The sequence below is a fragment of the Buchnera aphidicola (Cinara laricifoliae) genome (assembly GCF_900698945.1).
In the GTDB taxonomy this organism is placed as follows: domain Bacteria; phylum Pseudomonadota; class Gammaproteobacteria; order Enterobacterales; family Enterobacteriaceae; genus Buchnera_F; species Buchnera_F aphidicola_AC.
Window position 1 is genome coordinate 172,478 of sequence record NZ_LR217717.1, and the last position, 22,455, is coordinate 194,932.

At 23.6% G+C, this 22,455-nt stretch carries 13 protein-coding genes, 3 tRNA genes, 1 rRNA gene and 1 pseudogene; 14 read left to right on the forward strand and 4 right to left on the reverse strand.

Translation table 11 applies throughout. The features are described from left to right. Window positions 1–110: 110 nt before the first annotated feature. A complete protein-coding gene (dapD, locus tag BUCILAFE3058_RS00735; protein ID WP_154061492.1) occupies window positions 111–944 on the reverse strand; it encodes a 2,3,4,5-tetrahydropyridine-2,6-dicarboxylate N-succinyltransferase in 834 nt (277 codons plus the stop codon). A 157-nt stretch (window positions 945–1,101) separates the two neighbouring features. Beyond that, window positions 1,102–1,893: a type I methionyl aminopeptidase gene (gene map / locus BUCILAFE3058_RS00740; RefSeq protein ID WP_154061493.1), complete on the reverse strand. Its 792-nt coding sequence runs from the start codon at window positions 1,891–1,893 to the stop codon at window positions 1,102–1,104. Window positions 1,894–2,244: 351 nt separating this feature from the next. On the opposite strand from map, the gene rpsB reads away from it, so the two are divergent. From rpsB to dnaE, 7 genes and pseudogenes are all read left to right on the forward strand, one after another. After that, window positions 2,245–2,961: a 30S ribosomal protein S2 gene (gene rpsB, locus BUCILAFE3058_RS00745; protein ID WP_154061494.1), complete on the forward strand. Its 717-nt coding sequence runs from the start codon at window positions 2,245–2,247 to the stop codon at window positions 2,959–2,961. A 65-nt stretch (window positions 2,962–3,026) separates the two neighbouring features. After that, entirely contained in the window at window positions 3,027–3,839 is an 813-nt protein-coding gene (gene tsf, locus BUCILAFE3058_RS00750; protein ID WP_172598719.1) for a translation elongation factor Ts, read from the forward strand. 105 nt (window positions 3,840–3,944) lie between these two features. Next, on the forward strand, window positions 3,945–4,667 hold the full coding sequence (gene pyrH, locus BUCILAFE3058_RS00755; protein WP_154061496.1) for a UMP kinase: 723 nt from the start codon (window positions 3,945–3,947) through the stop codon (window positions 4,665–4,667). A 51-nt stretch (window positions 4,668–4,718) separates the two neighbouring features. Then, a complete protein-coding gene (gene frr, locus BUCILAFE3058_RS00760) occupies window positions 4,719–5,276 on the forward strand; it encodes a ribosome recycling factor (protein ID WP_154061497.1) in 558 nt (185 codons plus the stop codon). Window positions 5,277–5,425: 149 nt separating this feature from the next. Further along, a complete protein-coding gene (gene bamA, locus BUCILAFE3058_RS00765) occupies window positions 5,426–7,855 on the forward strand; it encodes an outer membrane protein assembly factor BamA (protein ID WP_172598720.1) in 2,430 nt (809 codons plus the stop codon). Between the two features lie 243 nt (window positions 7,856–8,098). After that, window positions 8,099–8,392: pseudogene (locus BUCILAFE3058_RS02120) on the forward strand (3-hydroxyacyl-[acyl-carrier-protein] dehydratase FabZ); the annotation flags it as partial. A gap of 171 nt (window positions 8,393–8,563) precedes the next feature. After that, entirely contained in the window at window positions 8,564–12,088 is a 3,525-nt protein-coding gene (gene dnaE / locus BUCILAFE3058_RS00780) for a DNA polymerase III subunit alpha (protein WP_154061501.1), read from the forward strand. A gap of 75 nt (window positions 12,089–12,163) precedes the next feature. Here dnaE and proS read toward each other — a convergent pair whose 3' ends face one another. After that, complete coding sequence (gene proS, locus BUCILAFE3058_RS00785; RefSeq protein ID WP_154061502.1) at window positions 12,164–13,780, reverse strand: proline--tRNA ligase; 1,617 nt, start codon at window positions 13,778–13,780, stop codon at window positions 12,164–12,166. A 482-nt stretch (window positions 13,781–14,262) separates the two neighbouring features. Between proS and BUCILAFE3058_RS00790 the strand changes: the two genes are divergently transcribed. Together BUCILAFE3058_RS00790 and BUCILAFE3058_RS00795 are read left to right on the forward strand one after the other, a co-directional pair. Next, the gene (locus BUCILAFE3058_RS00790; RefSeq protein ID WP_154061503.1) at window positions 14,263–15,378 is read left to right on the forward strand and encodes an EscU/YscU/HrcU family type III secretion system export apparatus switch protein; all 1,116 of its coding nucleotides are present in this window, start codon (window positions 14,263–14,265) and stop codon (window positions 15,376–15,378) included. Between the two features lie 26 nt (window positions 15,379–15,404). Next, complete coding sequence (locus tag BUCILAFE3058_RS00795) at window positions 15,405–17,495, forward strand: FHIPEP family type III secretion protein (protein WP_154061504.1); 2,091 nt, start codon at window positions 15,405–15,407, stop codon at window positions 17,493–17,495. Between the two features lie 26 nt (window positions 17,496–17,521). Here BUCILAFE3058_RS00795 and argS read toward each other — a convergent pair whose 3' ends face one another. After that, a complete protein-coding gene (gene argS, locus BUCILAFE3058_RS00800; RefSeq protein WP_154061505.1) occupies window positions 17,522–19,237 on the reverse strand; it encodes an arginine--tRNA ligase in 1,716 nt (571 codons plus the stop codon). A 446-nt stretch (window positions 19,238–19,683) separates the two neighbouring features. Between argS and BUCILAFE3058_RS00805 the strand changes: the two genes are divergently transcribed. The 5 genes from BUCILAFE3058_RS00805 (at window position 19,684) to BUCILAFE3058_RS00825 (ending at window position 22,412) form a co-directional block, all read left to right on the forward strand. Continuing rightward, window positions 19,684–21,242, forward strand: a 16S ribosomal RNA gene (locus tag BUCILAFE3058_RS00805). 61 nt (window positions 21,243–21,303) lie between these two features. Next, window positions 21,304–21,380, forward strand: a tRNA-Ile gene (locus tag BUCILAFE3058_RS00810). Window positions 21,381–21,394: 14 nt separating this feature from the next. Continuing rightward, window positions 21,395–21,467: transfer RNA gene (locus tag BUCILAFE3058_RS00815), tRNA-Ala, on the forward strand. A gap of 102 nt (window positions 21,468–21,569) precedes the next feature. After that, entirely contained in the window at window positions 21,570–22,277 is a 708-nt protein-coding gene (gene dnaQ, locus BUCILAFE3058_RS00820; RefSeq protein WP_154061506.1) for a DNA polymerase III subunit epsilon, read from the forward strand. 58 nt (window positions 22,278–22,335) lie between these two features. Beyond that, a tRNA-Asp gene (locus BUCILAFE3058_RS00825) sits at window positions 22,336–22,412 on the forward strand. Window positions 22,413–22,455: the final 43 nt, after the last annotated feature.

Below are 22,455 nucleotides of genomic sequence, written 5' to 3' on the forward strand. Positions count from 1 at the left end.
GCATATAGTATATATTACATTTTATAAATTTATTAATAATTAATGTATTAAAATAATACCCGCCTTATTAGGCGGATACAAAGTAACGATAAAATTATTTTTAATTATATTTAATTAATTTTTATGTCTCGAAGTAAGTTATTTAATTCGGTTTTTTTTAATGTATTTTTATCAACTTTTTTAACGATTACTGCGCAGTATAAGTGTACGTTATTATCTTTGTTAGAAGGTAATGTTCCTGATATTACAACTGATCCAGAAGGAACTCGCCCATATAATATTTTTCCTGTTTCTCGATCGTAAATTTTAGTACTTTGACCAATATATACTCCCATAGAAATGACTGAATTTTTTTCTATAATCACGCCTTCTACTATTTCAGATCTTGCTCCAATAAAACAATTATCTTCTATGATGGTTGGATTATTTTGTAAGGGTTCTAAAACTCCTCCTATACCTACACCTCCGGATATGTGTACATTACAGCCAATTTGTGCACACGATCCAATTGTTGCCCAAGCATCTATCATAGTATTTTTTCCTATATAGGCTCCAATATTTACAAAACTAGGCATTAGGACGACATTTTTACCAATAAATGCACCAAATCGAACTATTGAATTAGGAACTATTCGTACAGAGTCTTCAATAAAATTTAATTCATTATAATTTTCATATTTTAGGGGTATTTTATCATAAAAAACATTATGTGATGTTTTTATAATTTTATTACTTTTAGAATATATATATAGTAATACGCATTTTTTTATCCATTGGTGTGTGATCCAAGTACCATGAATTTTTTCTGCAATTCTAATAATTCCGGAATTTAATTTTGAGATTATATTATTAATATAGTATTTTTCTTTTTTTTTAATTTGATAGTTGTGATCTTTAATTTTTTTTTCAAAAATTTCTTCTATATAATCTTGTGTTCTTGTCATGTGTATTATTAACCTATTATAGTTGTATAATTATTGTATTATTCTAATATAATGTGGTAATGAAATTATTAAATAAATTTTTAAAATATTATTTTTGAAAAATTTAAGATTTTTATATTTATTAAAAATATTTTTTTTAAATACTTATATATATAGTTTATGTATTAATAAAAATTTTTGGAATTTTTTCGTTTTTTTGATGTGTTATTATTTCACATCCGGTACTAGTAACTACAATTGTGTGTTCATATTGTGAGGATAAACCGCCATCTTGCGTTTTTACTGTCCATCCATCTTTCATGCATTTTATGCTTGATGATTTTTCATTTACCATAGGTTCTATAGTAAAAACCATTCCTTTTTGCATTATTGTATGATCATTTTTATTATAAAAATGTAAAATATATGGTAATTCGTGAAAATTTTTTCCTATTCCATGTCCACAGTATTCTTTGACTACTGAAAATTTATTTTTTTCTACATATTTTTGAATAATTTGTCCAATTTTATTTATTTTAGCTCCGTGTTTTATACATTTTAATGATAAATAAAGACTATTTCGAGTAATTTGACATAATAATTTATTTTTTTTATTCACTGAACCTACTAAAAACATTTTAGATGCATCAGTATAATAGTTGTTCTTAATTACTGACACGTCTATATTTACGATATCTCCGTTTTTTAGGAATAACTTTTTATTTGGAATTCCATGACAAACGACATCATTAACAGATATACATATAGATTTGGGAAAATTATTATATCCTAAACATGCCGGTATAGCTTTTTTAACATTAATTATATAGTTATGACAAATATCATCTATATCTTTAGTTGATATATCAGGTATTATATATGGTTTAATCATTTCAAGTACGTTAGCTGTAATTTTTCCAGATATTCGTATTTGTTGGAGATCGTATTCATTTTTTAATATATTTTTCATATTGATAGATTAATTTATTTTTATTATTTGGTTTATAAATAATTTATATCGAAAATAATCATCTATTTTATAAATAAACATGAAATAAAATTTATAGTATGTATTAATTAAAATGTAAAAAACGATATAAATAATATTATTATATTATGATATAATATATTTTATATAAAAATACGCGGGATAGAATTTTATTATTTAATAAATTAAATAATATTATTTATAATAATGTTACAATAATATAATTTCATTGCTAAATAAATGTTAATCAAAAAAAATTTTATTTTCATATAAATTTGTATTTTATTATATTAACATATTTTTTTTTATTTTAAAAATTATAGGAGAATAGTTATGAATATTCCTTTAATGAAGAGTATGATTCAAGCTGGCGTTCATTTTGGACATCAAACACGATACTGGAATCCAAAAATGAAGCCTTTTATTTTTGGTATTAAAAATAAAGTACATATTATTAATTTAGAAAAAACTTTACCTCTGTTTCAGTTAGCTATTGTAGAGCTTCAAAAAATCATTAAACGTAATGGAAGAATATTATTTGTAGGAACTAAACGATCCGCTAGTGCTGGAATTAAATTTATTGCGTTATCATGTCATCAATTTTATGTAAATCATCGTTGGTTAGGTGGTATGTTAACTAATTGGAAAACAGTAAGACAATCCATTAATAAATTAAAAGACTTAGAAAAACAATCTACTGATGGTACTTTTGATAAATTAACAAAAAAGGAAGCTTTATTACGAACACGGTCTTTAAATAAATTAGAAAATAGTTTAGGTGGTATTAAAAATATGGGAGGTCTACCAGATGCAGTTTTTATTATTGATACTACGCATGAGCATATTGCGATTCAAGAAGCTAACCACTTAGGAATACCTGTATTTGCTATAGTAGATACTAATTCTAGTCCTGAACATATTGATTATATCATTCCTGGCAATGATGATTCGATTAAATCAATTAATTTATATTTGAGTATTTTATCTAATTCTTTATCTAAATGTTATAAAGTAAAAACAGAATCACTTATTTTAAAGAAAAGATTATAAGAGTTATAATTTAGAATATTCCAAAATAACATAACAATAATTTTAATATTTGGATGATAAATATTATGGAAATTTCAAAAAAATTAATACAAGAATTACGTATTAAAACAGGATCTGGTTTTATAGATTGTAAAACTGCTTTACAAAAATCTAATGGAAATATTGATAACGCTATTGATTATTTAAGAACGTTAGGTTCGTGTATAGCGGAGAGAAAATTATCACGTAAAACAGAATTTGGTCGAATATTTTTATATCACGATAAATGTGTTGGCGTGTTGTTAGAATTAAATTCAGAAACTGATTTTGTAGCAAATAATCATGAGTTTAAAACTTTTGGACAAATTGTTGTTGATTATGCTGGTACAAATAAAATATTTACTTTAAATAATTTAAATAATATTTTTAATTCACAAAGGATTTCTTTAATTTCTAGAGTTCGTGAAAATATTATAATTCGTAGAATGAAATATATTACGGGAAATACTATTAGCGCATATATTCATTCAAATAAAATAGGTGTATTAGTAAAAGGATCAATATGTTCGTCAGTTAAAGAAAATAAGGACCAAAATTTTAAACATATTGCTATGCATATTGCAGCTTCTCATCCATTATTTTTATCAGAAAAAGATATTCCGAAAGATGTAATTGAACGAGAAATGTATATTCAAAAGAATATCGCTGATCAGACTGGAAAAAATGATTATGTAATTAAATCTATAGTACAAGGTCGCGTCAATAAATTTATTAATGATGTGACTTTAATTCATCAAAAATTCATTATGGATCCTAAAATAACGATTAATGATTATTTAAAAAGAAATTCTATTTCTATATATTCTTTTGTACGGATTCAAGTTGGAGAGAATATATAAATATATTTTATATATATAAAAAATTATAGATTTTAGAGTCTTTGATGAGATAGTATTAATTGATGTTTATTAAAAATGTAAAAATATAGATCTTGGATATTTATTATGAAAAATAAAAGTAAATATAATCGAATTTTACTGAAAATTAGTGGAGAATTTTTAAAAGAAAATTCAAAAGGAAATCTTAATACTTCTTTTATGGAAGATTTAGTAAAACAAATAAATTTATTATTACAATATGGTGTTCAAATTGGTTTAGTTATAGGAGGGGGAAATTTATTTAGGGGTTCTGATTTAGAAAAATTAGGTATGCGACGAACTACATCAGATCATGTTGGAATGTTATCAACAGTTATTAATGGTTTATTAATTTATGAATTTATGAAAAAATGTAAAATTAAAGTCAGGATATTTTCATCAATTCGTTTAGACGGAATTTGTGAACGATATCGATTAGATAAAGTAAACGATGCATTAGATAATGGGTATATTACTATTTTTTGTTTTGGTTTAGGTATACCGTTTTTTACAACAGATTCAGCTGCATGTCTATATGGAATTGAAATACAAGCCGATATTTTATTAAAAGGAACTAAAGTAGATGGAGTGTACTCATCTGATCCATTAGTAAATCCATCTGCTACATTATATCAGAAATTAAAATATAAAGAAGCTTTAAGTGAACAGCTAAAATTTATGGATTATACGTCATTAGTGTTAGCTGATGAACATAACTTACCTATTTTAGTATTTGATATGCATGATCCAAAAATTTTATATGATATTGTTATTCAATCTAGACCTATTGGTACTTTAATTTATAAATAAATTATTAATTTATAAATTTTATGATATTAATTTTCTTAAGAGAAAAAAAATATGTTAATTACTTTAAAAGAACGAGTTTATGTTCAAATGAATAAATGTTTTTTATTATTTAATAAAGATTTACATAAAGTTCGTACAAATCGTGTTTCTCCAGATTTATTAAATGATATATACATTGATTATTATGGTACTTCAACAGCATTAACTCAATTATCTAATATTATTTTAGAAAACAATAATATGTTAAAAATTACTTTATTTGATATTTCTATAAAAAATTTTGTAGAAAAAGCAATTATCAATTCTAATTTAGGTTTAAATCCTATTTCTACTAATTCATGTATACGTATTCCGATACCTGCTTTGACAGAATCTAGGAGAAAAGAATTTATTAAAATTATTAAAAACGAAGCAGAAAATGCACGCGTATCTATACGAAATATTCGAAGAGAAGCAAATGATAGAATAAAGAATTTATTAAAAATTAAAGAAATTAATCAAGATATGGCGCAAGAATTAAAACAAAACATTCAACAAAATACTAATTTATTTATAAAAAAAATAAATGATATTACTATGATAAAAGAAAAAGAATTATTGACAATTTAGTTTTAGATATTTTTATCTCTATTATTAAAAATAATATATATTTTAATTATAATAATTAAAATTAATTCAAATTTTATTTTGTTAAAATTATTATAATTCATACTAAAATGATTTAATATTGTAGATTTTATATGGGAATTTTAAATAATATGTTATTGAAAAAAATTTTTTTTATATGTTGTTTGTGTTTTTCTATGTCTGTATCTGCTGCAAATATAAAAAGTATTAAACATATTTCTATACATGGAGTTCAAAATGAATCTTCGAATAATATATTGCGGACTGTGCAACATAATTTATTAAAAGATAATAAAGTTATTAATGTTTCTAAAACAATTGAATTATTATTGTGTACTGATCATTTTATTAAAATAAATACTTCTAGATTGAATGATACTTTAATATTTTCTGTAAAAGAATTTCCTTTTGTTACTGATATTTGTATATCAGGTGTTAATCGTAAAAAATGTATATATTTTAATAAATTACTTAAAAATTTTAGTATTAAAAAAAATGAATTTTTTAATATATTTAATTTTAATAAGTTTTTTTTACATTTGAAGAAAATGTATGAATTACAAGGATATTTTAGCATTAATTGTATATTAAAAATTATTCGATGTCCTAATAATACTATTCAATTAAAAATAATTTTGAATGAAAATCCAATATCATTTGTATCAAAAATTGTTATTGATGGTAATAAAAATTTTTCTAAAAAAAAAATATTACAAGATTTGTTTCAACATGATAATGATTTATTATGGAATTTTTTTGAATTTAAAAAATGTGATTATGTTGTATTTAAGAAATCATTACATGCTTTACATGATTTTTATATACGTCATGGATATTTAGATATTAAAATTAATACAGTCCAACAAAATTGTTCACGAGATAAAAAATATATTAATATAAAAATTAATATTAATGAAGGACCACGATATTATATTAAAAAATTTTTTACAAATGAGTGTAAAGGATTATGTAGTAATGAATTTATGAATAATATTCAAAAATATGTTTTAAATACCCCTTATAGTAAGTCTACTATTGATCATATAACAACAGACTTTAAGAATATTTTTTTAAAAAAAGGTTTATCAAATGTTCGTGTTTTACTGCATTCGGAATTAGATAAAAATAATCATACAATATTTTTACATGTTTTATTAGATTTACAAAAACAATATTTTATTAATGATATATTTTTTTTAGGTAATTCTCTTGCAGAACATAAATTTTTACATGATTATATATATAATCATAAAAATGGCTTTTTTGACATAAATTTAATTAAACAATCTTGTAATGATTTATTTGATACTAGTTTATTTAGTAATATAAAAGTATATGCAAAAAAAAATTTACACAATAATAATAAAGTTGATATTTATTATGATTTTAAAGAACATCATGACACTAGAGATATAAGCGCATCAACTAGTTATGAAAATGGGAGAGGTGTTTTATTACAATTACAATTATTAGAAAAAAATTTTATTAACACTGGAAATGAGTTATATATTAAGATTTTAAAGAATATTCACGATACTAATTTAAAAATTCATTTATCAAAACCATTCAGTTTATTAAAAAATTTTTTTTTAAAATCTAATGCTTTCGTTAATGTTATGAAAGAACGTTGTGTTTTTCCTAATACTTGCGTTAATAAATTGTTTGGATTTAATACTTCTTTATATACCTCGAGAATAAAAAATAAAAAATTTTCTATAGTATGTGGATATGAAAAAATAAAAATTTTATTAACATCTCCTCATATTACATTATTAAAATATTTATCATTATTTCCGAAAAAATTTTTTTTAAATTCAAAAAAAGATAATCTTACTGTGAATGATTTTTTTGTTAAGTATATATTTGATTTCAATAATATAAAAGAAAAAAATTTTTTTAAAATAGGTACACATATAAAATTTTTAGGTAAATTCACATTACCTTGTTCAGATAATTTTTATCATAAAATTTTTTTTAGTCTTAATCAGTATTTTCCATTAGAACATATATATGATATTACTATACATAATTTTTTAGAATTTGGATCAGGATTAACTTTAGGTAATCATATTTTTCCTTTTTATGAAAATTATAAGTTTTATCATAAAAATACAAAAAGTGGATTTAAAGATAATTCTGTTGGCCCTATAGCTATATATTATAAGAATAGTCGCAATAATTCAACTAATTCTAAAAAACGCATTGTATCAAATTTTTATCCTTCTACAGATTGTATAGGTGGAAATATGATGGTTCATGCTAATACAGAATTATTTCTTCCGAATATTGAAATATTAAAAAAAATCTTTCAAATATTTCAAGCAGGTGTATTTGTAGACGCTATCAATATCTGGGATACTAATTGGAAAAATAATATTTCACTATATTCTATTCGTAAAGCTCTAACTATTGGACAACCTAATTATACATATTTATCTGTTGGTGCTTTTATACGTTGGTATTCTATATTTGGTCCTATTACTTTTACATTTGCATCTCCATTACATCCACGTAATACATCTAATTACTTTTTAAATAGATTTAATATAACTTTTTCATAATAATTTTTTATATTTTATTAAAATTATTACAAAAATAATATATAAAAAAATTATTATTTTTAAGGTAAGAGACATAATAATGAATAATCTAAAAGATAGTAAATATAATTTTAGTATAAATGATATTTTACGAATTTTACCGCATCGATTTCCATTTTTATTAATTGACAGAATACTGGATTTTAAAAAAGATCTTTATATATGTGCATTAAAAAATATCACTATGAATGATTTTTTTTTTTTGGTCATTTTCCTAAAAAATTAATTTTCCCGGGTGTATTGATAATAGAGTCAATTGCTCAATCAGGTGGTTTGTTGCTTTTTCATCATAAACAAAATGATTGTATTAATAAAAAAATTTGTTGTTTAACTGGAATATATAATACACGTTTTATTCGTCCGGTATATCCTGGTGATCAAATGATTATAAAAATATATTTTAAAAAACAATTATGCGGCATTTATTTATTTAAAGGAAAAGTAACAGTTCAAGAAACTATTGTGTGTCAATCTACCATATCATTATCATTTTTATAATATATTTTTTTAACTGTGTATTGTAATATTGCTTTATATTATAAAGTAATATTAATTCTTATTAATGAATTAAATAAAATTTATTAGTTTCAATATAAATATTTATTTATGTCAAATTTTTAGTAAAAAATTTTTATTTTTAATACATTTATATAATAAATTAGGTTAAGTATGTGTGTAAATAATTTTGTACATCTGCGGATACATAGTGATTATTCTATGATTGATGGTATGATAAAATTAGAAAAGTTAATTAAGCATGCAAAAAAAATGGATATGATTTCATTAGGTATCACTGATGTAAATAATTTACATGGTGTTATTAAATTTTATTCATTATCTTGTAAAGTTGGTATTAAACCTATTATCGGTGTTGATATTGTTGTAAAATCGGATATTATTGATGGTATTATATGTAATTTAACTTTATTGGCTGCTAATAATTATGGTTATAACAATATAATAAAATTATTATCTGAATCATATAAATTAGGATATGATGATAATTCTGGATTAATAATAGATATAAATAATTTATTACGATTTAAGCGCGGTTTATTAGTTTTATCAGGAGGAATAAAAGGTGATATTGGCCAATGTATATTTAAAAACGATGTAGAGTCGTTAAATCGTTGTATTTTTTTTTATAAAAAACATTTTCCAAATAAATATTATTTAGAAGTTTCTCGTATAGGAGCTTCAAGAGAAGAAGAGTATATTAAATATATTAAATATATTTCTTATACATACTCATTACCAATAGTTGCTACCAATGAAGTATTATTTTTAAAAAAAAGTGATTCATATATTCATAAAGTTAAAGTTGCTATTTATAAAAAAAAAACTATTACTGATTCAAAATTTATTTATGAATATACTAAAAATCAATATTTAAAAAATCAAAAAAAAATTATTCATATTTTCCGCGATTGTCCCGAATCAATAATTAATAGTATAGAGATTGTAAAGCGTTGTAATGTTATTATTCCTTCTGGTTCTTATTTTTTACCTATATTTCCTACTGGTTTAATTGATTCTTATCAATTTTTTATAGAAAAAGCAAGTAAAGGTTTAGAATTACGTTTAACAAAGATGTTTCCTGATATAATAGAAAGAACAACAAAAAAAGAAATATACTTTTCTAGATTGCACTATGAATTGTCAATTATAAAAAAAATGGGATTTGTTAGTTATTTTCTTATTGTAATGGAATTTATTCAATGGGCTAAATATAGTCATATACCAGTAGGTCCAGGTAGAGGATCTGGTGCTGGATCTTTAGTATCATTTGCTTTAAATATAACGGAAATAGATCCTTTACAGTTTGATTTATTATTTGAGCGATTTTTAAATCCTAATCGTGTTTCTTTACCAGATTTTGATATTGATTTTTGTATGGATAAAAGAGATTTAGTAATTGATCATGTTATGGAAAAATATGGTCATGATTCAGTTTCGCAAATTATTACGTTTGGTACTATGGCTGCTAAGGCGGTGATTAGAGATGTTGGTCGGGTATTAGGTTATCCATATGGTTTAACAAATAAAATTTCTAAATTAATACCATTAGATCCTAAAATGACTTTAAAAAAAGCATTCTCTATAAATAAAGAATTAGCAGAGTTATATAATTATAATTATGATGTTAAAAAATTAATTAATATAGCTAAAAAATTAGAAGGAGTGATTCGTAATATAGGTAAACATGCTGGAGGAGTAGTTATTTCTCCTACTAAAATTTCTGATTTTGTTCCTATATTTTGTGATTCACAAGGAGACAATCAAGTTACACAATTTGATAAAGATGACATTGAGTTTGTAGGTTTAGTGAAATTTGATTTTTTAGGATTAAAAACTTTAACTATGATTGATATGATTGTCAATATGATTAATATTAGAAACATACATCATAAAAAAAAAAAATTTTCTATTTATCAAATTGATTTAAAAGATAAAAAAAGTTTTTTATTATTAAATAAGTCTGAAACAACTTCTGTTTTTCAATTAGAATCATTAGGTATGAAAAATTTAATTAAACGTTTAAAACCTGATTCTTTTGAAGATATTGTTGCATTAGTAGCTCTTTATCGACCTGGACCGTTACAATCAGGAATGGTAGATAATTTTATTAATCGTAAACATGGTAAAGAAATTATTTCTTACCCTGATCGTAGATGGCAACATAAGTGGTTACAACCTATCTTAAAGTCAACATATGGAATTATCTTATATCAAGAGCAGGTGATGCAAATTTCTCAAGTTTTATCAAATTTCACTCCTAGTGAAGCTGATATTTTAAGAAGAGCTATGGCAAAAAAAAAACCGAAAGAGATGATTCAACAAAGAAAATTATTTCAATTAGGCGCTTTAAAAAATTCTATTTGTTTGCAGCTATCAAATAAAATTTTTGATTTATTAGAAAAATTTTCTGCGTATGGTTTCAATAAATCGCATTCAGTAACGTACGCTTTGTTAGCGTTTCAAACATTATGGTTAAAAGCAAATTATTCTGCTGAATTTATGGCATCTGCTATGACTTTAGATATGATGCGTACTAATAAGGTAGTTAATCTTATTTATGATGCGCGTCGTATGCGCTTAACAATTAAACCGCCTCATATAAATTTTAGTAATTATTCTTTTTCTGTTAATAAAAATGGAGAAATAATTTATGGTTTAGGCGCTATAAAAGGATTAGGTAAATCGTCTATTGATATAATATTAGCTGAAAGAGATCAGAAAGATAGTTTTTTTATAAATTTTTTAGATTTGTGTATTCGTTTAATTTTAAAAAAAGTAACACGTCATATTTTTGAAATATTAGTTATGTCGGGTACATGTGATTGTTTTAATATATGTCGTCTTCAATTATTTAATAGTATTGAAAATACAATAAAGATTGCTAAACAAAAAATTTTATCCATACAAACGCAACAGTATGATTTATTTTATTTTAATGATAGTAGTATACAAAAATTTTTGATAAAAAATAATGAAAATAATTTAAATACATTAAATGAAAAATTTTGTGATATTAAATTAAAAATTTTAAAATGGGAGAGAAAAACATTAGGATTGTATATTACTGATCATCCTATTAAAAACTTTTTAAAAGAAATACAGTACTATACTGATGGAGTTACTTTACATGATTGTTTATTAAAGAATACGGTTAATAGAATTATAATTTCAGGTATTATTTTTTCTATTAAATTGTCATTTACTAAAAACAAAAATAAATTTTATATTATTACTTTAGATGATTCGTACAGTCGTTTAGATGTTATTTTTTTTAATGATTTTGATCATTCCATGGATAAACTGTCTTGTCATAAAAATGTTATTGTAGTAGTTATAGGAAGGTTATTACATGATTCTTTTGCTAGTCGATCACGTATTTTAGTACATAAAATTTATAATATTGAAGAATATCGCGCAAAGAAAATACGTAGTATAAAAATACATATTAAACATAATAATAATACAAATAAAAAAATTTTTAATAAAATATATCATTATTTATTACATAAAGTGTATTCTGGAAATGTTTTAATATATTTTATATTACCGAAACAATATCATATACAACATAAATTATTTGATAAAATTTATAAAATATATCTTGATAATAATTTTTTGAATTATTTAAAAACATTTAAAAATAATTTAGTTATTAAATTAAATTTTTATAAATGAATTATTATTATTGATATTTAAATTAATAAAATATTAATAGTTAATTTTATTTAATACGTTTATATATATAAGATATTAAAAATTATATAATTTTTTAATAAACGGAATTATTTTAGAAATGAGAATTCTTGTTTTTGAATTTTTTTTTCTTGAATAAAATTCAATTTCTTTGCATTTAATTGTATTAGAACTAATAATAATTCCGTATGGAATTCCAATTAAGTTCATATCAGCAAACATTTTACCCACATTTTCTTTTCTATTATCAAACAAAACATCAATTTTTTTATTTATTAATTGGGTGTAGATTAACTTTGCTATTTTTTTTATCTCAGTATTTTTATGCATATTGATAGGGATAATAAATATTTGAAAAGGAGCAATACAATTCGGCCATATAATTCCATTATTATCATGATTTTGTTCTATAATAGATGACATAATTCTATTGATTCCGATACCATAACAACCCATATGTAATATTTTTTTATTATGATTTTTATCATAGATTGAAAAATTTATATTTTTAGAATATTTTTTTCCAATTTGAAAGATATGACCTATTTCAATACTATTTTTTGTTCTTAATTTCTCTTCATTCGTATCGTAATAAAATACGTGATCATAGTTTTTAATGTTAATTATTTTATTAAATATTATTTTTTTATTCCATAAAATTGGGGTTAATTGTTTATTAAACCATTTATTTGTAATAATAAAATATGGCATATTAGTTATTTTAGAATCTGCCAAGATAAATATATCTTTATTAGCGTAGTATTTTTTATTAGCAGTTAATTGATACGACAAAATCATTTTTTTACATTTAATAAATTTGATAGGATATTCAAGAATTTTAATATTTTTTAAATCTTCTACATTTAAAGGATCATATTTACGCATTAGTAAAGCTGCTATAGAATATTGAGATTGATTTGATTTAGTTTTTATTAAATAAATTTTAATTTTATTTTTTTTTTTATTAAATTTATTAATATGTACAGCATTATGTGAATTTTTAGAAAAAATAATTTTATCTTCTCCAATATTAGATAAAGCATGAAATTCATGAGATATAGATCCTCCCATAATTTTTGAATCCGCTTTAATGATTTTAAAATTAATTTTCAATTTTGTAAATATTTGTATGTAAATTTCTTTTATATTTTTGTATGTTTTTTGTAAGGAATGATTATTTATATGAAATGAATATGCATCTTTCATTAGAAATTCTATAGATCGAATTACTCCAAATCTTGGTCTTGTTTCATCTCTAAATTTTTTTTGTATTTGATAAAAAACTATTGGTAATTGTTTATACGAGTGAATTTCTTGATTAAATATATAGGTAATAGCTTCTTCATGTGTAGGACTTAATATATATTTTTTTTTTCTACGATCTATAATATTAATTAGTTCTTTTCCATATAATTGTGTTCGTCCGCTTTGATCCCATAATTTTTTCGGTTGTATGATAGGAGCACAAATTTCTAAATAACCGTATTGATTCATAATATTAGAAATAATTTTTATAATTTTTTTTACTACTCTGTATCCTGTAGGTAACCATGTATATATTCCTGCAGATAACATTCGTATCATACCAGAACGTATCATTAATTGATGACTAATTGATTCTGTATTTGCGGGTATTTCTTTTATAGTAGAAAGTAAATATTTAGTAGTATACATGGTATATATCCTGAATATAAATAGATCTATATGTAATATATAGATGACTATAATTAATTTTACATACATAATTTTTTTAAAAATAATATTTTTACATTATTTTTATATTTATTTTATTTTTTTATATAAATTATTAATTTTATTTATAAATATAGTTTTTAATTATAAGTATAATTTATAATTATAAATATAATTTTATCTTTAATAAAAAATAGTTTATTCGGGAATCGTAAAAATATATTATATTTGTTTATAAGTATAGATATTAAAACATATATATAAATATATATAAATATATATATAAATATATATATTTATATATATATTTATATTTAAATAAAAATAATTAGTTTAATAAAGCTACAATATCATTTTTAAGATAATAATATAATAAATATAGTTAAAAACAATAACTATTTATATTGTAACAATAGTTATTACTGTAGATACTACTTAAGTAATGTATATTAAGGTATAAATATATGAATTATAGCCTAAATGAAGATAAAACTGAAGCTGCAACTCCACATAAAATTAAACAATTTAAAAAAAATGGATATGTACAACATTTATTTGATTTAAATTCATTTTTTATATTATTATTTTTTTTTTGTATTTTTTATATAAATAAAAAATTTATTTTTTTACATTTATTAAAATTATTTGTATTGAATTTAACATTTAATAAAAAATTTATTAATTATCCTCAATTATTTTTTGTACTTACATTACAACATATAAAAATTTTTATTTTATGTTTTTTAATATTATTTTTAGGAATAACATGTATATTAATATTTTCACCTATTTTTATTCATGGGGAAATAGTTAGAATAAGATTTTTAAATATTAGTTTGAACTCTTTAAATATTATAAGTAATTTTAAAAAAAAAAATTTTTTTAATATAATAATTGATTTTTTATCCAGTTTATTAAAAATAATAATAATTATTACTGTTTCTTTTTTATTTATATGGAATAATTATTTTAATGTCAATAATTTTTATTATAATTCATTATCAAATAATTTATATTTTGGATTTTATTTAATATATAAATATCTATTATTAATGATGGTAATTATAGGTATAATAGCTGTTATTGATACTATAATAAAGTATTTACAATATTTTAATAAACTTAAAATGACTGTTCAGGAAGTAAAAAATGAACAAAAAGAATTAGAAGGAAATCCGTTAATTAAACAAAGAATTCAATTTTTAATGCGAAAATCGTCGTATAAATACTCTATATCCGAATTAACAAAGTCTGATGTAATTATTTTTAATTCCATAAATTGTGCTGTAGCTATACATTATAATTCAACTACAATGTCTTCTCCTAAAGTACTTTTTAAAGGATTAGAAAAGTTATCCATTTATATCGTAGAATTTGCACGAAAAAATAATATTCCAGTATTTATTTCTGATTCTTTAGCAATTTATCTATATAACAATTCTTTTGTTGATAATCAGATTCCAGTTAATTTACATTCATCAATTGCTAAAATTTTAGCATGGGCTTGGCAAGTTAAACGTTGGAAAAAATATGGTGGTACATATCCCATGATACCAGTTATATTCTTTAATAAATCATAAATTATATTTTAGGAGAATAATCATTGATGCGAAGATTATCTATTTTATTAAATTTTATTAATAAGATTAATAATACGAGTTTATATTCTTTAGTTACTCCATCATTAATTTTAATGATTTTATGTATGCTTATTTTACCTTTACCATCTTTTATTTTAGATTTATTTTTTACTTTTAATATTGTTATTTCGATAATTATTTTAATTGTTTCCATGATTGTTACTGATGTTTTAAATTTTTCTTCTTTTCCGGTAGTATCATTATTATCGACATTGCTGCGATTATCTTTAAATGTTGCTTCTACACGTGTAATTTTATTGAATGGACATACGGGATCACATTCTGCAGGACGTATCATTGAATCATTTGGAATTTTTTTAATTGGTAGAAATTTTTTTATTGGAATTATTGTTTTTATTATTTTAGTAATTATAAATTTTATTGTTATTACGAAAGGTTCTGGAAGAATTGCAGAAGTAGGAGCTAGATTTATTTTAGATGCTATGCCTGGAAAGCAAATGGCAATAGATGCCGACTTAAATGCCGGCATTATTTCTGAACAAGAAGCAAAAGAAAGACGTGTTAATGTATATCGAGAGGCTGATTTTTATGGATCGATGGATGGATCTAGTAAATTTATTCGAGGTGATGCTATTGCCAGTATATTAATTATAATAGTGAACATTATAGGTGGATTGATTATAGGAATTATTCAGCATAATATGTCATTTTTACAAGCAGCTAAAATATATAGCATACTAACTATTGGAGATGGTTTAGCGGCTCAAATTCCTTCTTTAATTATATCGATAGCTTCTGGTATTATTTTAACACGTGTTGGATCTGATAAAATTAATGTTAGTAAACAGATAATTAATCAGATTTTTAATAATTCTCAAGTTATATTTTTAAGTGGTATTATATTCGGTATATTTGGTATTATACCGGGAATGCCAAATTTTATTTTTTTATTTTTTACTGTTAGTTTGTTAATATTGTCATGGTACTTATATAATAAAAATTATATAAATAAAAATTTTTCTAAAATATCAAATGTAAAGGAAAAGAAATTATTGAGTTTTTCTTGGAATGATATTCAGTTCGAACATTTAATTGCTTTAGAATTAAGTTCTATTTTTTTTAAATCCATTTATAAAAATAAATATAATTATTTATTAAAAAAAATATATTTTTTAAGAAAAAATATTGCTAAAGATTTTGGATTTCTAATTTCCGATATTTATTTTATTCATAATCGAAAATTAGAAGATGGACAGTACAAAATTTTGATTAAAGGAGTAGAAATTGGATGTGGATATGTTTTTTTAGATAAATTATTAGCTATAAATAATAGTAATAATATAATTAATGTTCCAGGAATAAAAGTAAAAGAACCAGTATTTGATCTTCCTGCTTTTTGGATTAATTCCGATAATAAAGAAAAAATTATTAAAAAAAAACTGTTAATTGTAGAACCTAATTCAGTAATTATTACGCATATTAATAAAATTATTAGAAAAAATTTATATGAATTATTTGGTTTACAAGAAACCCAACAGTTATTAGATCGTATTTCGCAAACTTATCCACGTTTAGTAGAATATTTAATACCTAATATAATTTCAATTACTATATTGCATAATATTTTAAAGAATTTATTACGTGAGAATATTCCTATTAAAGATATTAGAACAATTTTAGAAACATTAATAAAGCATGGTAATAGTATGAAAAACAATGTTGAAAAACTTACTAATATCACTCGAATTGCATTACGTAATTTTATTACACAAAAATTTTTTTTAACTGCTAAAGATATTTATGTAATTGGATTAAGCTCTGAAATAGAATGTATTTTATTAAAAATAATTAATAGTGAGGATGGTCAATTAGAGCCTTTATTTTCAGAAAAGTTAATTAAAAGAACTAAATTATTAGTTATTATTCAAAAAAAAAATAAATTTCCATTAGTATTAGTAGTTCATCCTCAATTACGAAATTTATTAGCAAAATTATTTATTATTAGTATTCCAGAATTAACCGTTTTATCTTTTTCTGAAATTTCTGAAGATCGCGTAATAAAAATTGTACATACGATTGAAAAATACAAAGAATAGTGATTATAATTTGTATAATTATAATATTACATTTTTTTAACTGTATTGATACCTAATATATATAATCCTTTTTTAATTACTTTAGCTGTTAAAATAGATAATTTTATCCGACTGATTTTGATGTGTATTTTTTTTGCGAATAAAATAGAACAGTTTTCATAAAATTTTGAAAATTTTCCAGCAAGATCGTATAAATAATTACACATCAAATGAGGTGTTCCATATTTTTCTAAATGAAATATAGTTTCTTCAAATTGTAAAATAGTTAATACTAAATATCGTTCAAATTTTGTAAAAATTTTAATAGGATAAATATTTATTTCATGAGATAAGTTATCATGGTTAATAATTGACTGAATTCTTGTATATGCATACTGTATGTAAGGGGCTGTATTTCCGTTTAATGATAATATTTGGTCCCAATCAAAAATATAGTCAGATGTTCGATTTTTTGATAAATCAAAATATTTTATAGCACCAATTCCAATATTATGAGCAATAGATTTTATTTCATTTTTAGTCATTTTTTGATGTTTATTTTTTATTATTTTTTTTGCTTTATCAATACTTTTGTTTAATAAATCTATTAATTTGATTGTTTTTCCATGACGTGTTTTAAAAGGTTTTTTATTTTTACACAAAATCATTCCAAATGTATGATGTTCTAATAATGTATTATTAGGTATATATTGTGCTAGTTTAGCTATTTCCCACACTTGTAATAGATGTTGTTTTTGTCTATTATCAATATAATAAATAATTCGATTTGCTTTTAAAATATTGCATCTATATTTTAAACACGCAATATCTATTGTAGTATATAAAAATGCTCCGTCTTTTTTTTGTATAACAACTCCCATTTTTTTACCTAAACGATTTTTAAATTTATTTAGATAAACAATAATAGAACCATTATAATTAACAGCAATTTTTTTTTTTTTAAGTTCAGTTATTATTTTTGGCAACATAAAATTATAAAAACTTTCTCCACGAATATCTTTATCAGTAAGAGAAATATTTAGCTTTTTATAGATTATATTATTTTTTTCTATACTTTTACTGACTAGTAATTTCCATATTTTTAGGCAATCTTTATTATTATTTTGTAGTTTAACTACATTTTTCTTAGTTTTTTTTATAAAAACTGGATCTTTTTGATATCTTAAATTTGCTATTTTATAAATTTTTTCAATTTTTTCAATAGAATGACATGACGTTAATTGTAACTGTGTAATTAGCATTCCAAATTGTGTACCCCAATCACCAATATGATTTTGTCTTATAACTGTATGTCCTAAAAATTCCATTAATCGAGCTGTTACATCTCCTAAAATAGTAGATCGTAAATGTCCTACATGCATATCTTTAGCTATGTTAGGAGAAGAATAATCGATAATAATAATTTTTGGATTTTTTATAGATATATTAAAGTTTTTTGCGAAATACATATTATTTATATGTTCACATAACCAATTTGACTTTAAAGTAATATTAATAAATCCTTGTGGAGGAACTAATATATTTTCATATATATTAGATTTTTTCATATCTTTAGAAATATTAATTGCAAGTTGATATGAAGAGTATGGTATTTTTTTTTTTAATTTAATAATTCCGTTAACTTGATAGTCAATTTCGTTATTTTTAGTATTTTTTCGGATAATAGGATCAAAATTATTTGGAATATTGTATTTTATACAAATTTTTTTTATTTTATTTTTTAAAAATTTTTGAATATTCATATGTTTACCAATATTAATAATAATTAATGTATGTTTTTAATATATATTTTAATAACTTATTGTAATGAATTACAAAAATATTTAATTATAATTATTATATAGTAATTTAAAATTATTGTAAAAATATCTATAGTTTATTAAATAAAATATTTATTTTATATTTTTTATTTAATATATATTTATAAATGATTTATATACTGAAATAATTTTTTTTATAAAAATACTTGACATATATTGTTCATTTTATATTAATTTTTTATAAATCATAAAAAATATGTTGACTTTTATAAAAAAAACGATAAGATAGATCTTGTAACAGAAAATGTTCTTTAAAAAAATATTTCAGAAAATTTTTGTGGGCACATGAAAATTAAATGTTCAGATACAAATTATTCATTATTAATTTTAATGTAAAAAAAAATTAGTTTTGTAATAAAAGTTATACGTAAATGAAGAGTTTGATCATGGCTCAGATTGAACGCTGGCGGCAAGCCTAACACATGCAAGTCGTGCGGCAGCGGGAAAATATTTATATTTTCGCCGGCGAGCGGCGAACGGGTGAGTAATATCTGGGGATCTGCCTAAATGAGGGGGATAACTGTTGGAAACGACAGCTAATACCGCGTAATGTTGAGAAACTAAAGCAGGGGATCTTTGTCCTTATCGTAAAGACCTTGCGCGTTTAGATGAACCCAGACGAGATTAGCTTGATGGTAAGGTAATAGCTTACCATGGCGACGATCTCTAGCTGGTCTGAGAGGATGGCCAGCCACACTGGAACTGAGACACGGTCCAGACTCCTACGGGAGGCAGCAGTGGGGAATATTGCACAATGGGCGCAAGCCTGATGCAGCTATGCCGCGTGTATGAAGAAGGCCTTAGGGTTGTAAAGTACTTTCGTCAGGAAAGAAAGTAGTAATGCTAATATCATTGCTATTTGACGTTACCTGAAAAAGAAGCACCGGCTAACTCCGTGCCAGCAGCCGCGGTAATACGGGGGGTGCAAGCGTTAATCAGAATTACTGGGCGTAAAGAGCTCGTAGGCGGTTATTTAAGTCAGATGTGAAATCCCTGGGCTTAACCTAGGAACTGCATTTGAAACTGAATAACTAGAGTTTCGTAGAGGGAGGTAGAATTCTAGGTGTAGCGGTGAAATGCGTAGATATCTGGAGGAATACCTGTGGCGAAAGCGACCTCCTGGACGAAAACTGACGCTGAGGTGCGAAAGCGTGGGGAGCAAACAGGATTAGATACCCTGGTAGTCCATGCTGTAAACGATGTCGACTTGGAGGTTGTTTCCTAAGAGGAATGGCTTCTGAAGCTAACGCATTAAGTCGACCGCCTGGGGAGTACGGTCGCAAGGCTAAAACTCAAATGAATTGACGGGGGCCCGCACAAGCGGTGGAGCATGTGGTTTAATTCGATGCAACGCGAAAAACCTTACCTGGTCTTGACATCCATAAAATTTTATAGAAATATAGAAGTGCCTTCGGGAATTATGAGACAGGTGCTGCATGGCTGTCGTCAGCTCGTGTTGTGAAATGTTGGGTTAAGTCCCGCAACGAGCGCAACCCTTATCTTTTGTTACCAGCGGTTCGGCCGGGGACTCAAGGGAGACTGCCGGTTATAAACCGGAGGAAGGTGGGGACGACGTCAAGTCATCATGGCCCTTACGACCAGGGCTACACACGTGCTACAATGGTATATACAAAGAGAAGCAGCTCTGCGAAGATAAGCAAACCTCATAAAGTGTATCGTAGTCCGGACTGGAGTCTGCAACTCGACTCCACGAAGTCGGAATCGCTAGTAATCGTGTATCAGAATGTCACGGTGAATACGTTCCCGGGCCTTGTACACACCGCCCGTCACACCATGGGAGTGAGTTGCAAAAGAAGCAGGTTTCCTAACCAAATTTTGGAGGGCGCCTACCACTTTGTGGTTCATAACTGGGGTGAAGTCGTAACAAGGTAACCGTAGGGGAACCTGCGGTTGGATCACCTCCTTAAAATATAAAACATTTAATTGGATCGTGTCCACAGAAATTTTCTGATTTATTATTGTACAGCAGGCTTGTAGCTCAGCCGGTTAGAGCACACCCCTGATAAGGGTGAGGTCGGTGGTTCAAATCCACTCAGGCCTACCATATTATATTAATAAGGGGCTATAGCTCAGCTGGGAGAGCGCCTGCTTTGCACGCAGGAGGTCAGCGGTTCAATCCCGCTTAGCTCCAATATAATTGTATTGATATTGCTATTTTATTTATTAAATTGATTTTTTAAAAATTTTTGTTATTTAATTTTAAATTTTATATTTTTATAAAATATTTTTATAAATGAGACATTTAAATAAATCCAGAAAAGTAATTCTAGATATAGAAACTACCGGAATGAATAAAACTGGTTGTTTGTACTTAAACCATAAGATCATAGAAATCGGAATACTTGAAATTATTGATAGAAAATATACTGGAAGATATTTACATTATTATTTAAATCCAGATCGTGACATTGAAAAAGAAGCATACAAAATTCATGGAATTTCTATAGAAAAATTACATAATAAACCTCGATTTAAAGAAGTTTATTTGGAAATTTTTAATTTTATAAAAAAATCAAAAATTATAGTACATAACTCTATTTTTGATATTAGTTTTTTAGATTATGAATTTAGTCAATTAAATTGTGGAATTAAAAAAATTGAAAAATTTAGTAAAGTAATAGATACATTAGTTATCGCTAGAAAATTATTTCCGGGAAAAAAAAATAGTTTAGATGCATTATGTCGTAGATATAAAATTTTAAATATTCGTAAAAATATGCATGGTGCGTTAATAGATGCGAAGATATTAATGAAAGTATATCTTTACATGACAAGCAAACAAATAGAAATACTATTTACTAAAAAAAATGAAAGAAAAATAATACCGCCTATAAAAAATATTTTTTCTTCTAATAAATCATTAAAAATTATATTTGCATCTATTTCAGAAAAAAAAAACCATAAAAAATATATGAAAATGATAAAAAAAAATTCTGTTTAATTATATTTATAATCATCTGATATAAATTAGAATTTATGTTTTAATCTACAAAATAATAGGTGCGGTAGTTCAGTTGGTTAGAATATCGGCCTGTCACGCCGGGGGTCGCGGGTTCGAATCCCGTCCGCACCGCCATTAATTATTGTAAATCAAATTTATAATTAATTTTTATAAAATA

Excerpts from the sequence above, each read along its gene's own strand:
- dapD (WP_154061492.1), bottom strand. The coding sequence starts at position 944 with ATGACAAGAACACAAGATTATATAGAAGAAATTTTTGAAAAAAAAATT.
- frr (WP_154061497.1), top strand. The coding sequence starts at position 4,719 with ATGTTAATTACTTTAAAAGAACGAGTTTATGTTCAAATGAATAAATGT.
- rpsB (WP_154061494.1), top strand. The coding sequence starts at position 2,245 with ATGAATATTCCTTTAATGAAGAGTATGATTCAAGCTGGCGTTCATTTT.
- bamA (WP_172598720.1), top strand. The coding sequence starts at position 5,426 with ATGTTATTGAAAAAAATTTTTTTTATATGTTGTTTGTGTTTTTCTATG.
- dnaE (WP_154061501.1), top strand. The coding sequence starts at position 8,564 with ATGTGTGTAAATAATTTTGTACATCTGCGGATACATAGTGATTATTCT.
- BUCILAFE3058_RS00795 (WP_154061504.1), top strand. The coding sequence starts at position 15,405 with ATGCGAAGATTATCTATTTTATTAAATTTTATTAATAAGATTAATAAT.
- tsf (WP_172598719.1), top strand. The coding sequence starts at position 3,027 with ATGGAAATTTCAAAAAAATTAATACAAGAATTACGTATTAAAACAGGA.
- dnaQ (WP_154061506.1), top strand. The coding sequence starts at position 21,570 with ATGAGACATTTAAATAAATCCAGAAAAGTAATTCTAGATATAGAAACT.
- map (WP_154061493.1), bottom strand. The coding sequence starts at position 1,893 with ATGAAAAATATATTAAAAAATGAATACGATCTCCAACAAATACGAATA.
- pyrH (WP_154061496.1), top strand. The coding sequence starts at position 3,945 with ATGAAAAATAAAAGTAAATATAATCGAATTTTACTGAAAATTAGTGGA.
- proS (WP_154061502.1), bottom strand. The coding sequence starts at position 13,780 with ATGTATACTACTAAATATTTACTTTCTACTATAAAAGAAATACCCGCA.
- BUCILAFE3058_RS00790 (WP_154061503.1), top strand. The coding sequence starts at position 14,263 with ATGAATTATAGCCTAAATGAAGATAAAACTGAAGCTGCAACTCCACAT.
- argS (WP_154061505.1), bottom strand. The coding sequence starts at position 19,237 with ATGAATATTCAAAAATTTTTAAAAAATAAAATAAAAAAAATTTGTATA.